10 protein-coding genes and 1 rRNA gene are annotated in these 12,432 nt (G+C 71.5%); 6 read left to right on the top strand and 5 right to left on the bottom strand.

What is annotated here, in order from left to right; genetic code table 11:
• Positions 1 to 8: 8 nt before the first annotated feature.
• Positions 9 to 125: ribosomal RNA gene (rrf, locus tag ABD333_RS36545) — 5S ribosomal RNA — on the top strand.
• Between the two features lie 43 nt (positions 126 to 168).
• On the opposite strand, the gene ABD333_RS36540 is transcribed toward rrf, so the two are convergent.
• Together ABD333_RS36540 and ABD333_RS36535 are read right to left on the bottom strand one after the other, a co-directional pair.
• Positions 169 to 813 carry a dihydrofolate reductase family protein gene (locus ABD333_RS36540; protein ID WP_344547143.1) on the bottom strand — a complete coding sequence of 215 codons (645 nt, stop codon included), beginning with the start codon at positions 811 to 813 and terminating at the stop codon, positions 169 to 171.
• Positions 814 to 1,550: 737 nt separating this feature from the next.
• Positions 1,551 to 2,165, bottom strand: coding sequence for a TetR/AcrR family transcriptional regulator (locus tag ABD333_RS36535; RefSeq protein WP_344547142.1), 615 nt, complete (start codon positions 2,163 to 2,165; stop codon positions 1,551 to 1,553).
• Positions 2,166 to 2,248: 83 nt separating this feature from the next.
• Here ABD333_RS36535 and ABD333_RS36530 point away from each other — a divergent pair, with 83 nt between their 5' ends.
• The 5 genes from ABD333_RS36530 (at position 2,249) to ABD333_RS36510 (ending at position 10,340) form a co-directional block, all read left to right on the top strand.
• Positions 2,249 to 4,126, top strand: a complete 1,878-nt coding sequence (locus tag ABD333_RS36530; protein WP_344547141.1) for an acyclic terpene utilization AtuA family protein — start codon at positions 2,249 to 2,251, stop codon at positions 4,124 to 4,126.
• On the top strand, positions 4,123 to 5,715 hold the full coding sequence (locus ABD333_RS36525) for an acyl-CoA carboxylase subunit beta (protein ID WP_410557090.1): 1,593 nt from the start codon (positions 4,123 to 4,125) through the stop codon (positions 5,713 to 5,715). Before ABD333_RS36530 ends, ABD333_RS36525 begins: the two co-directional genes overlap by 4 nt.
• Positions 5,716 to 5,762: 47 nt before the next feature.
• A complete protein-coding gene (locus ABD333_RS36520) occupies positions 5,763 to 7,829 on the top strand; it encodes an acetyl/propionyl/methylcrotonyl-CoA carboxylase subunit alpha (protein ID WP_344547152.1) in 2,067 nt (688 codons plus the stop codon).
• On the top strand, positions 7,826 to 8,980 hold the full coding sequence (locus tag ABD333_RS36515) for an acyl-CoA dehydrogenase family protein (RefSeq protein ID WP_344547140.1): 1,155 nt from the start codon (positions 7,826 to 7,828) through the stop codon (positions 8,978 to 8,980). Before ABD333_RS36520 ends, ABD333_RS36515 begins: the two co-directional genes overlap by 4 nt.
• A gap of 115 nt (positions 8,981 to 9,095) precedes the next feature.
• Positions 9,096 to 10,340 carry an RDD family protein gene (locus tag ABD333_RS36510; RefSeq protein ID WP_344547139.1) on the top strand — a complete coding sequence of 415 codons (1,245 nt, stop codon included), beginning with the start codon at positions 9,096 to 9,098 and terminating at the stop codon, positions 10,338 to 10,340.
• Here ABD333_RS36510 and ABD333_RS36505 read toward each other — a convergent pair.
• The 3 genes from ABD333_RS36505 to ABD333_RS36495 all read right to left on the bottom strand — a co-directional run bounded on the left by ABD333_RS36505 (position 10,337) and on the right by ABD333_RS36495 (position 12,361).
• Entirely contained in the window at positions 10,337 to 10,918 is a 582-nt protein-coding gene (locus ABD333_RS36505; RefSeq protein WP_344547138.1) for a P-loop nucleotide/nucleoside kinase family protein, read from the bottom strand. The two genes, ABD333_RS36510 and ABD333_RS36505, sit on opposite strands and share 4 nt — an antisense overlap.
• Positions 10,915 to 11,976, bottom strand: a complete 1,062-nt coding sequence (locus ABD333_RS36500; RefSeq protein ID WP_344547137.1) for an enolase C-terminal domain-like protein — start codon at positions 11,974 to 11,976, stop codon at positions 10,915 to 10,917. The genes ABD333_RS36505 and ABD333_RS36500 overlap by 4 nt, the downstream gene beginning before the upstream one ends.
• A gap of 94 nt (positions 11,977 to 12,070) precedes the next feature.
• The gene (locus ABD333_RS36495) at positions 12,071 to 12,361 is read right to left on the bottom strand and encodes a hypothetical protein (RefSeq protein WP_344547136.1); all 291 of its coding nucleotides are present in this window, start codon (positions 12,359 to 12,361) and stop codon (positions 12,071 to 12,073) included.
• Positions 12,362 to 12,432 lie beyond the last annotated feature (71 nt).

The raw sequence follows: 12,432 nt of genomic DNA, 5'->3' as shown, positions 1-12,432 counted from the left end.
GTTGGTCGTTCGGTGGTTATGGCGAAGGGGAAACACCCGGTCCCATCCCGAACCCGGAAGTTAAGCCCTTCAGCGCCGATGGTACTGCACGGGAGACTGTGTGGGAGAGTAGGACACCGCCGGACACAAACAAAGGGAAAGGCCCCGCCACCACGGCGGGGCCTTTCTTCATTTCTGCACCCGGTAACGCAGCCAGATCAGTCCGTCGTCCAGGGATTGGCTGTCGATGCGTTCAAGGCGATCAATGGAGACGGGTTGTGGCCCGTACCAGAATTGCGTTTCCTGCGGTCCGGCCATGCGCGGGTGCACGAGGAGACTGATCTCGTCGACAAGCCCGGCCTGGAGAAGAGCTCCATTGAGCGCACCGCCGCTGTCCACTCGGACGGTGTTGATGCCGTCCAACTCGCCGATCGCAGTCAGCGCTGCGGCGAGGTCGACGCGGTCTCGTCCTACGACCAGTTCGCGCACATCACGCCCCGGTGGGCGCGCCGGGGTCGCGTCGGAGTGGAGCGCTAGCACGTCGGACCAGTGGCCTACGTTCCGTAGCGCCTCCCACTCCCGAACGCGTCCCTGCCCGTCGACGACGATGAGGACCGGTCCGTTCTCGGCCGGGCCTGGTTGCGGAGCCGACGCGAGTGCCGGCTCCTGGGCGAGGATGGTGTCCGCTCCGGCCAGTGTCGCGTCTTCGTCCCAACTGGCGGCGAGTTCGTAGAAGCGTCCGACGTCAGGTTCGAAGCCGGTTGCGGCTCCGTCCAGCGACACCGCCACATGGACGACGACGTAGGGCCGTTCCGGCGGCGCATCGGCAGTCATTGGTGGCATGGGCATCAATGTAGGGCGGCTAGGACGCCGCCGCGGCAAAATGTCGGCCGATCATGTTGAGCATGCCGAAGACGACGGCGGGTCATGGCCTTCCCGGTCCTGCGAGGAGGAAGATCCAGCGGAATGCCGTGGTGAGATACCAGTCGAGATCGGCGGATGGGTCAGGGCACGCTGGGCGACGGAGCCGGCCACGATCGCGCGGCCTCGCTGCGGTGTGGCTGATCTCTAATCCAAGATCACGGGCGGACGCCGTAGGCGTTGTTGGTGATCGAGACGGCGTCGCGTGCTCTCGCTGAGCAGGCGCGGCGGTCCGGGGCCGGATGGCCGGTCCAGGCCCCCGCCTTTGCGGATAGGCACAATCTCTCCGCCTCGATCGCCATGCGGTGAAACTCCTCCGTGAGCGCTTAGCAGGCATCGGCCCACACCCCGAACGCATGGTGATGGCGGGTGAGCCGGTGCCCCGAACGCCCGGCTCGGCGGTCACGCCGCTACCCGCGAGGAGGCCTCCGATGACCCGGTGCTCGACCCCACCGGCGCGGCACCATGGCACGTTCGTAAGCAAGGCGGCGAGCGTGGCGCGGCGCCCCGCATCCGGTCCAGGGCCTTGCGGCGGGCGGTGGTGTTCCTCGTGGGCGTCGGGATAGAGCACATCGATCTGGGCCCGCACCCCTGGGTACGCACATGCCATTGCTGGATGCGCCTTGATCGGCGCCGCAGGGTGGGTGGGGTTATGGGGTCCGGCCGAGTGCGGAGTCCAGGGTCAGCGCCCACTGGCGGAGGAGGCGGTCGCGGCGGGCGGAGTCGTCGGTGAGCAGGTCGGCGAGGCCGAGGCCGCGGACGAGGTCGAGGGTGGCCTGGATGGTCTCCCGTACGCCCGGCACGCTCTCGTCCGCTCCGAGCGCCTCCACGGTGAGACGGTGGGCCTCGCGGCCGAAGCGTGCCTCCATCGGGACCACCTGGGCGCGCAGCTGGTCGTCGGAGCTGGCCGCGACCCACAACTGGAGGGCGGCGCGGAACAGGGGGCTCGTGTACAGCTCACCGAGAAGGGTGAGGACCTCCAGCGTGGCGGGCCTTTCGTCGGCGAGCACGTACAGGCGTTCGCGCATCTGGTCGACGCGTATGTCGGAGCCGTACTCGACGGCGGCGGTGACCAGCTCCTCGCGTGTGCGGAAGTGGTGCTGGGCGGCGCCGCGGGAGACTCCGGCCCGTTCGGCCACCACGGCCACGGTCGTGCCGGTCCAGCCGACCGAGGCGAGGCAGTCGATGGCCGCCTCGAGCAGCCGCTGCCGGGTGGCCCGGCTGCGGTCCTGCTGGGGTTCGCGGGGGATCGCCTGCGTGGTCATCGTGTCCAGTCAACCAAATGATCCGCCACAAAAACAATCATGCGCGATTGATTTTTTTGGCGGAGCCTGGCAGGGTTCGGGTCATGAGCCAACCGTTGCGGATCGGTAACGCCTCGGGCTTCTACGGCGACCGCTTCTCCGCGGTGCGCGAGATGCTGGAGGGCGGCCGGCTGGACGTCCTGACCGGCGACTATCTCGCCGAGCTGACCATGCTCATCCTGGGGCGGAGCAAGCTCAAGGACCCAGGCGGCGGCTACGCCACCACGTTCCTCCGTCAGATGGAGGGCGCGCTGGGCCTCGCCGCCGAACGCGGCACGAAGATCGTCACGAACGCGGGCGGGCTCAACCCGCGAGGCCTGGCCGCCAAGCTGCGCGAGCTGGCCGAACGCCTCGGCGTCGACGTCAAGATCGCCCATGTCGAGGGCGACGACCTGCTGCCACGCGCCAAGGAGTTCGGCCTCGCCGACGGCCGCTACGGGCAGCCGCTCACGGCCAACGCGTACCTCGGCGCATGGGGGATCGTCGAGTGCCTCAGGGCCGGGGCGGACATCGTCGTCACCGGCCGCGTCACCGACGCCTCGCTGGTCGTCGGCCCGGCGGCCGCCCACCATGGCTGGGCGCGCGACGACTGGGACGCCCTGGCCGGTGCGACGGCGGCCGGGCACGTACTGGAATGCGGCGCGCAGGCGACCGGCGGCAACTATGCGTTCTTCCAAGAAATCTACAATGTAAAGCCGCTGGGCTTTCCGCTCGCCGAGATCCACACCGACGGTTCCAGCGTCATCACCAAGCACGAGCACACCGGCGGCGCGGTGACCACCGAGACCGTCACGGCCCAGCTGCTCTACGAGATCGGTGGCGCGGCCTACCCAGGCCCCGACGTGACGACCCGCTTCGACACGATCGAGCTGACCCAGGACGGGCCGGACCGTGTCCGGCTGAACGGCACCAAGGGCTCACCGCCGCCCGACACCACCAAGGTGTGCCTCAACCACCTCGGCGGCAACCGCAACGAGATGACGTTTGTGCTCACGGGCCTCGACATCGAGGCTAAGGCCGAGTTCGCCAAGGCGCAGCTGGAAGCCGCCTTCGGCGACAACCGCCCCGCCCAGGTCGAATGGACCCTGATCGGCGCCGCCAAGCCCGACCCCGCCACCCAGGGCGAAGCGACGGCCCTCTTGCGCTGCGCCGTCCTCGACCCCGACCCCGACAAGGTCGGCCGCCCGTTCAGCAGCGCCGCCGTCGAGTTGGCCCTGGCGGGCTACCCGGGCTTCACCATGACCTCCCCACCGGGCAAGGGCTCCCCCTACGGCGTCTACATCCCTGCGTTCGTCCCGAACGCAGAGATCGTCCACACCGCCGTCCTCCCCAACGGCACCGAGATCCCCATCCACGCCCCCTCGCAGGTCACGCGGTCGAACTCGCACGTCGCGCCGCAGACCTCGACAACCGCGCCGCGCTCACAAGTGGCTGAAAAACAGCCCCCGCCCGCCCAAGGGGGCGACCCCAATAACATTGTCGAACGCGCAGGCCAGCCGGCGGAAGCTCCGCAGCGGTCTGTGGATAACTCCCCGTCGGGCGACCTTCTGCCGCTTGGCTCTTCGCCTGGCTTCTCGGTGCGGGTGCCGCTGGGGCGGGTCGTAGGGGCTCGGAGCGGGGACAAGGGCGGGGACGCCAACATCGGGGTTTGGGCGCGGACTGACGCGCAGTGGGAATGGCTCCACGGGTTCCTCACTACCGAGCGACTGAACGAGTTGCTCCCCGAAACGCGCACGCTCGCCGTCCGCCGGCACGTTCTGCCCAACCTCCGGGCGGTCAACTTCGTCGTCCAAGGGCTGCTCCAGGACGGAGTGTCGGCCTCGACCCGGTTCGATCCGCAGGGCAAGGCGCTGGGGGAGTGGCTGCGGGCCCGGCTTGTTGACATCCCGGAGGCGATCCTGACCACGGAGGCAGTCCTTTGACCCTCAAGAGCACGCTCGATCCGCGCAGCCCGGAGTACCGGGAGCGACGCGAGGCCATGCTGGCCAAGCTCGCGGAGCTGGAGGCCGAGCACGCCAAGGCGCTCGCGGGCGGCGGCGAGAAGTACGTCACCCGGCACCGCAAGCGCGGCAAGCTGCTGGCGCGCGAGCGCATCGAGCTGCTGCTCGATCCCGACTCGCCGTTCCTGGAGCTCAGCCCGCTGGCGGCGTGGGGGAGCGACTTCCCGGTCGGCGCGAGCGTGGTCACCGGCATCGGCGTCGTCGAGGGCGTCGAATGCATGATCGTGGCGAACGACCCGACCGTGCGCGGCGGGTCGTCCAATCCGTGGACGGTCAAGAAGAGCTTCCGGGCCTCCGACATCGCCCTGGAGAACCGGCTCCCGGTGATCAACCTGGTGGAGTCGGGCGGCGCCGACCTGCCCACCCAGAAGGAGATCTTCATTCCGGGCGGGCGCATGTTCCGGGACCTGACGAGGCTGTCGGCGGCGGGCATCCCGACGATCGCGCTGGTGTTCGGCAACTCCACCGCGGGCGGCGCGTACATCCCGGGGATGTGCGACCACGTCGTCATGGTCAAGGAACGCGCCAAGGTCTTCCTCGGCGGTCCTCCGCTCGTGAAGATGGCCACCGGCGAAGAGGCCGACGACGAGGAGCTCGGCGGCGCCGAGATGCACGCGCGCGCCTCCGGCCTCGCCGACTACATGGCCGTGGACGAGGCCGACGCGCTGCGGCTCGGCCGGCAGATCGTCAAGCGGCTCAACCACCGCAGGCTCGGCCCGGCGCCCGGCCCGGCGGCGGAGCCGTTGTACGGCGCGGAGGAGCTCGCGGGCATCGTGCCCGAGGACCTCAAGACCCCGTTCGACCCGCGCGAGGTCATCGCCCGGATCGTGGACGGCTCGCGGTTCGACGAGTTCAAGCCGCTGTACGGCACGAGCCTCGTCACCGGCTGGGCCCGCCTGCACGGCTACCCGATCGGGATCCTCGCCAACGCGCAGGGCGTGCTGTTCAGCGCGGAGGCGCAGAAGGCCGCGCAGTTCATCCAGCTCGCCAACCAGAGCGACACCCCGCTGCTCTTCCTGCACAACACGACCGGCTACATGGTCGGCAAGGAGTACGAGCAGGCCGGGATCATCAAGCACGGCGCGCTCATGATCAACGCCGTGGCCAACAGCAAGGTGCCCCACCTGTCGCTCGTCATGGGCGCCTCGTACGGCGCGGGCAACTACGGCATGTGCGGCCGGGCGTACGACCCGCGGTTCCTGTTCACCTGGCCGAGCGCCAAGTCCGCGGTGATGGGGCCGCAGCAGCTCGCCGGGGTGCTGTCCATCGTCGCCCGCGCCGCCGCCGAGGCGCGCGGCCAGGTGTACGACGAGGAGGGCGACCGGGCGATGCGCGAGATGGTCGAGACGCAGATCGAGGCCGAGTCGCTGCCGTTCTTCCTGTCGGGACGGTTGTACGACGACGGTGTGATCGACCCGCGCGACACCCGTACCGTTCTCGGCCTGTGCCTGTCGGTGATCCACAACGCGCCCGTTTCCGGAGCCGAGGGCTTCGGCGTCTTCCGGATGTGAGCGAGCAACCCATGACCGAACGATCCAAGACCGAACGACCGATGACCATGATCGGTACGCTGCTGGTGGCCAACCGCGGCGAGATCGCCCGGCGCGTCTTCCGTACCTGCCGTGACCTCGGCGTCGGCACGGTCGCGGTGTTCTCCGACGCCGACGAGCGCGCGCCGCACGCCGCCGAGGCCGACGCCGCCGTGCGGCTCGCGGGTGCGACCCCTGCCGAGACCTATCTGCGCGGCGACCTCGTCATCGCCGCCGCGCAGGCCGCGGGCGCCGACGCGGTCCACCCCGGCTACGGTTTCCTCTCCGAGAACGCGGGGTTCGCGCGTTCGGTGATCGACGCAGGGCTGACCTGGGTCGGGCCGCCGCCCGCCGCCATCGAGGCGATGGGGTCGAAGATCGAGGCCAAGAAGCTGATGGCGGCGGCGGGCGTGCCGGTGCTGCCCGAGCTCGACCCGGACGCCGTGACCGAGGCCGACCTGCCGATCCTGGTGAAGGCCTCGGCGGGCGGCGGCGGGCGCGGGATGCGCGTCGTGCGGGCGCTCGCGGACCTGCCGGAGGCCGTGGCGGCGGCGCGCCGGGAGGCGCAGTCGGCGTTCGGCGACCCCGCCGTCTTCTGCGAGCCGCTGCTGGAGAAGGCGCGGCACATCGAGGTGCAGATCCTCGCCGACCGGCACGGCACGGTGTGGGCGCTCGGCGAACGCGAGTGCTCCGTCCAGCGCCGCCACCAGAAGATCATCGAGGAGGCGCCGTCGCCCGCGGTGAGCGCGGAGCTGCGCGCCGAGCTGTGCACGGCCGCCGTGAACGCGGCCGAGGCCATCGGCTACGAGGGCGCGGGCACCGTCGAGTTCATGCTCGCCGGCGACGGCCGCTTCTTCTTCCTTGAGGTCAACACGCGCCTGCAGGTGGAGCACCCCGTCACCGAGTGCGTCTACGGCCTGGACCTCGTCCGACTGCAGATCGAGGTCGCCGAGGGGGTGCCGCTGCCCGCCGAGCCGCCGGCGCCGCGCGGTCACGCGATCGAGGTGCGCCTGTACGCGGAGGACCCGTCCGCCGACTGGCGGCCCGGCAGCGGCACGCTCCACACGTTCGAGGTGCCGGACGTCGACGCCGCGTTCACGATCCCTCCGTCCTACGGCCTGCGGCTGGACAGCGGCGTCGAGAGCGGCAGCGAGGTCGGGATCCACTACGACCCGATGCTCGCCAAGGTGATCGCCTGGGGTCCGACCCGTACGGCCGCGGCCCGGCGGCTGCGCGCCGCCCTCACCGGTGCCCGCGTGCACGGCGTGACCACCAACCGCGACCTCCTTGCCCGCGTCATGGCCGAGCCCGCGTTCCTCAGAGGCGAGACGCACACCGGCTACCTCGACGAGATCGGCCTCGACGTGCTCGCCGCGCCGCTGGCTGGCGAACCGGCCGTCCGGCTGTCCGCGCTGGCCGCCGCGCTCGCCGACGCCGCCGCCAACCGGCAGGCCGCCCGCGTGCAGGCCGGGCTTCCGTCCGGCTGGCGCAACGTGCCCTCCCGACCCCAGCACAAGTCGTACGAGGGGCCGGACGGCATCATCGAGGTGTCCTACCGGCTCACCCGCGACGGCCTCATCGCCGGTGGGTACGACGGTGTGCGGCTGGTCGCGGCGACGCCCGGCGAGGTCACGTTCGACATCGACGGCGTCCGCCACCTCTTCGCGGTCCGTACCGCCGGAGACGGCGACGGCCGGGTGTTCGTCGACTCCTTCCTCGGGCCGGTGACGCTGCGCGCGCTGCCCCGCTTCGCCGACCCGAGCGATCTGGTCGCGCCCGGCTCGCTGCTGGCGCCGATGCCGGGCACGGTCGTCCGGGTCGAGACCGAGCCGGGCGCTGCCGTGGCCGAGGGGCAGACGCTGCTCGTGCTGGAGGCCATGAAGATGGAGCACCGCATCGCCGCCCCGGCGGGCGGCACCGTCGCCGAGCTGAACGTGGTGGCGGGACAGCAGGTCGAGGCCGGCGCGCTCCTCGCCGTGATCGCCGCATCCCCCGATGCCGCGTCCCCCGATGCCGCATCTCCCGATGCCGCCACCGCACCGACCGCCGAGGCAGGCAACGCCGAGGCACAGACCTCTGAAGGGACCCCCGCGTGAGCTTCATCGAGACCGAGGAACGGCAGGCGCTGCGCGCCGCCGTGGCCGAGCTCGGCGCCAAGTACGGCCCGTCCTACTACGTGGAGAAGGCCAAGAGCGGCGGCAAGACCGACGAGCTGTGGGCCGAGGCCGGCCGTCTCGGCTACCTGGGCGTGAACGTGCCCGAGGAGTACGGCGGCGGGGGCGGCGGCATCGGCGACCTCGCGGCGGTGTGCGAGGAACTGGCCGCGGCGGGCTGCCCGCTGCTGCTGATGGTCGTCTCCCCGGCGATCTGTGCCACGATCATCGCCCGGTCCGGCACCGAGGAGCAGAAGAAGCACTGGCTGCCGCGGTTCGCCGACGGCACGGTCAAGATGGCGTTCGCCATCACCGAGCCCGACGCCGGTTCCAACTCTCACCGGATCACCACCACCGCGCGCCGGGACGGCGACGGCTGGGTGCTGAAGGGGCAGAAGACGTTCATCTCCGGGGTGGACGAGGCCGACGCGGTGCTGTTCGTCGGCCGCAGCCAGGACCAGAAGGGCACGCTGCGGCCGTCGCTGTTCATCGTGCCGACCGACGCGCCGGGCTTCACCTACACGCCCATCGAGATGGAGATCGTGTCGCCGGAGAAGCAGTTCGTCTGCCACCTCGACGACGTGCGGCTGCCCTACGACGCGCTCGTGGGCGACGAGGACGGCGGGCTGCTGCAGCTGTTCGCCGGGCTCAACCCCGAGCGGATCATGGCCACCGCCATGGCCGTGGGCATCGGCCGCCTCGCGCTCGACAAGTCCGTCGCGTACGCCAGGGACCGGCAGGTCTTCAAGACCCCGATCGGTGCCCACCAGGGCATCGCGCACCCGCTCGCCCAGGCCAAGATCGAGCTGGAGCTGGCGAGGCTCATGGGACAGAAGGCGGCCTGGCTGTACGACGAGGGCGACGACCTGGGCGCGGGCGAGGCCGCCAACATGGCCAAGTACGCCGCCGGTGAGGCCGCCGTGCGGGTGGTGGACCAGGCGATCCAGACCCACGGCGGCAACGGCCTCACCACCGAGTACGGCGTCGGCATGCTCGCCGGCGCCGTCCGGCTCATGCGGATCGCCCCGGTCAGCCGCGAAATGATCCTCAACTTCGTCGCCCAGCACTCCCTGGGGTTGCCCAAGTCCTACTAGCGACCCGCGGGGCCGGAGGAGGCGGCGGCAGGGCTGGCAGGGGTTGCCGGAAATCCCTAAGATCCTGGGGGTTTCCACCCTTCCGATCGCATGAACGTCATCCAAGGGGCGACCCATGCACAGCCCTCCGCCACCTCCGTTCCCCATGCCCGGGAACGTGCCGCCACCCGTGCCCACGGCGGTCACCGGCTCGGCGTCGGCGTCGGCGTCGGCGCCGCGCGGCAGACGGCTCCTGGCGTGGTCGGTCGACACCGCCGCGCTCGTCGTCGTGGCGGTGCTGCTCGGGAGCATGACGTGGGGACGGCTGCAGGCGTACGTGGCCGAGGACCTGCCGTCCAAGGCGTGGTCGGCCGGTGCCACGCTCCTGCTCTCGGGCGGGAACGTCGAGAAGGCGGCGACCGAGTTCGGCGCGGGTGTCTGGGGCACGTTCGTCGGCAACATCGAGCAGGCCCTTCTGCTCCTCGTCCTTGCAGAGCTGCTTCACCAGGCGGTAGGGCTGGCGTTGGGCGGACGGACGATCGGCAAGGCCGTGATGGACCTTCGCGTCAGGCACGCCGACAGGGAGGACGCCAAGCCCGGTGTGTCGCGTTCCGTCCGGCGCGCCTTGGCCACCACCGCGTCGGGTACCGGTCTCTATGCGCTCGCCTGGATCTTGCTGCTGGAAGGGCTGTACTTCTTCGCGGTCCTGCTGTGGCTGGTCGCGGTGGCGGCCTTTCTGGCCAACAGCGTGCCCGCGCTCGTCGGCTCGCAGCGGCGCACGTTCGCCGACCTGGCGGCCGGTACGGTCGTCGTGCCCGCCCACAGCTACGAAAGGGCCGTGGCGGCGGCCAGACAGGGCGCCGTGCGCGCCTGGGACGGCGCCCAGAACGCGGGCCAGATCGCTCGCGAGAACGCCGCCCGCGGCGCCCAGGCCGAACGGGTGCAGCAGGCATTGGAATCGGATCGGGCCCGCCGGCTCCAGGAGCTCGGGCGCCGCGCCGGACGCCAGTCGGCCGACAAGGTCCGTGAAGCCGCGTCGAGCGAACGGGTACAGCAGGTGCAGGACGCGGGCAGACGGCTCGGCGGCCGTATCAAGGGCGCCTACCAGGACCGGCGAGCGAGCAAGCCTCCCGAACCGCTGCAGACCACGGGCCCACTGCCCGCGCTGCCTCCGCCGCAACCGACGTATGGCCAGCCCGAGTGGCAGGGAAACGCCCCCTACGACCAGGTGCCCTACGCGCAACAGCCAAACCAGCAACCGCCATACGCGCAACAACAGCCGTATGAGCCGCCACCGGCCCAGCAGCAGCCGTACGAGCCGCCACCAAGCCACCAGCAGCCGTACGTGCCGCCACCCGAATCCCCTTCGCAGCCGTCCTAGACGTCCGCGACCTGCGCCTCAAGTGACGCGACCGCGGACAGGCGGTTGTCGATGGCGATGTGCGGCACCGGTGGCGCCTGCCCCGGACGCATGCGTTCGACGAACGCGTCGAACGCGGCGAGCTTGCCGGTGTCGCGGGGGAGCCCGCGTTCGATGAGCCGGTGGCGGAGCGTCGCGGCGTCGGTGTGGATCCAGACCAGCCGGACCGGATCGCCGCCCAGCGCCGCCGCCCACTCACGCCACCGGGCGGGCGAGTGGATCTGGCCGGTGAACGGGCCGCTGAGTACGACCGGACAGCCGTGAGAGCGGATCTCCCGCGCTGTGGCGGCCAGACCCTCGTACTCGTGCCGCTTGACGTGCTCGTCGTACCAGAGGCCCTCACGTTCGCCTGGGTCGCGTCCGTACGCCGCCAGCGTCGCGGCGACGAACGAGCCGTAGAGGGTGTCCTTGTCGAGCAGGGCGGGCACCGGGCGCAGCCGGGCCAGCAGCAGCCGGCAGACGGTCGACTTGCCCGAGCCCGGCGGCCCGGCGACCACCCAGGCCGTGCCGGGCCCCATCGCTTCAGCCGGCGCCGTCATGCGTGGATGCGCACCTCGCGGCTCGCCAGCCGGACGATGCGTTCCTCGTCGATCTGGTGACCCAGCCCCGGCTGGGTCAGCGGCACCCCCACCACCCCGCCGGACGAGCGGACCGGCGGCGTGACGAACGCCGGGCCGCCCGCCGGATCGGACACGTCGCTCGGCAGGTCGCAGCCGGGCAGCGCGGCGAGCGCCACCGCGGCGGCCTGCCCGATGCCGAACGGACCGGAGCCGGTGCACCACACCTCCCACCCCGCCGCGTACGCGCGGTCGTGGGCGGCGCGGGCCGCCGTCAGCCCGCCGAGGCGGCCGAGGCGCAGGTTGAGCGCGCGGCCGGCCTCCAGGGAGATCGCGGCGTGCAGGGTGTCGATGTCGCCGATATCGGGTGCGACCGCCGCGCCGACCTGGCGTTGCAGCCGGGCGTGCGACACCAGGTCGTCGGCGGGGAACGGCCGTTCGATCGCGAGCACGTCATAGCCGTCGAGCCCCGCCAGCACCGCCATGTGGTCGGCGGACTCCTGGTAGGCGTGCCCGGCGTCGACGATCAGGGCCAGCGCCGGGTAGGCCTCGCGGATCAGCCGTACCGGCTCGATGTCCCAGCCGGGCCGCACGCTCACGGTGACGCGGGTGTGCCCGGCGCCGACGGCGCGGTTGACGCGGGAGACCACGGTCTCCAGCACGGGCTCGGGGCTGATCCGGGCACCCGTCACGATCGACGTGCGGGTGCCGCCCAGCGCGTGGGCCAGCGGAAGTCCCCTGGTCCGGCACCACAGGTCCCAGCACGCGACGTCGATCGCGGCCGCCGCGGGCCGGTCGCCGAGCTCGGCCGCCGCCGAGACGTCCTCGGGCCGTTCCCAGTCCAGGCCGATCAGCGCCGGCCCCATGCGCTCGGCGATGTCGGCCCAGACCGAGCCGGACGTCTCGGCGCCGCCGGGCAGCGCCGCCTCACCCCAGCCCACCGTGCCGTCGTCGGCGGTGAGCCGCACGAGAACGCTCTCCGGCCGCTGCCCGCGCGGCAGCGCCGCCCGGAAGGCATCGCAGCCCTGGATCTGAGGCACCGCGCCCGCCCTTCACGTCGGAGAAGTCGTCCCTCCCATGATCCCCCCTCCGGGGACCTGGGAAGACAACGAGCGGAGCGGCCTGAGCCGCGCTTCAGCCGGTGGCGGGCGCCTGGCGGAGGCTCTGGTCGACCAGGGCGGCCGTTCGGTCCAGCTCGCGTACGGGGGCGATGCGGTCGGCCCAGGTCCACCAGAACCAGGATTCGCCCTCGGCGTCACGGTCGCAGACGATCGTGCCCGACCGTCCCGGCTCGGTGCGGTGGAGCACCTCCAGCCGCGGCCGGGGCCCGGCGGTGACCATCATCGTGAGGTGGCCGCGGCGGGCCAGGGCTTGGCCGAGCTCGTCCAGAGCCGCCAGCGCGGTGTCTGTGATCGTGTGCGCCATGTTCGGTCCCCCTGAGTCCCTTGGCGTCACCTCATGGGACGCTCGGAAACCCGCCGAGGTTTGCCGCACGG

Origin of the sequence: Actinomadura fulvescens, from assembly GCF_039533225.1 — a bacterium.
In the GTDB taxonomy this organism is placed as follows: domain Bacteria; phylum Actinomycetota; class Actinomycetes; order Streptosporangiales; family Streptosporangiaceae; genus Spirillospora; species Spirillospora fulvescens.
The sequence above is the reverse complement of the archived record's forward strand: the minus strand, read 5'-3'. Positions and strand labels throughout refer to the sequence as shown.

Bases quoted from the DNA above. Each gene is read 5' to 3' on its own strand.
- ABD333_RS36540 (WP_344547143.1), bottom strand. From the start codon at position 813: ATGACTGCCGATGCGCCGCCGGAACGGCCCTACGTCGTCGTCCATGTG.
- ABD333_RS36535 (WP_344547142.1), bottom strand. From the start codon at position 2,165: ATGACCACGCAGGCGATCCCCCGCGAACCCCAGCAGGACCGCAGCCGG.
- ABD333_RS36530 (WP_344547141.1), top strand. From the start codon at position 2,249: ATGAGCCAACCGTTGCGGATCGGTAACGCCTCGGGCTTCTACGGCGAC.
- ABD333_RS36520 (WP_344547152.1), top strand. From the start codon at position 5,763: ATGATCGGTACGCTGCTGGTGGCCAACCGCGGCGAGATCGCCCGGCGC.
- ABD333_RS36510 (WP_344547139.1), top strand. From the start codon at position 9,096: ATGCACAGCCCTCCGCCACCTCCGTTCCCCATGCCCGGGAACGTGCCG.
- ABD333_RS36505 (WP_344547138.1), bottom strand. From the start codon at position 10,918: ATGACGGCGCCGGCTGAAGCGATGGGGCCCGGCACGGCCTGGGTGGTC.
- ABD333_RS36495 (WP_344547136.1), bottom strand. From the start codon at position 12,361: ATGGCGCACACGATCACAGACACCGCGCTGGCGGCTCTGGACGAGCTC.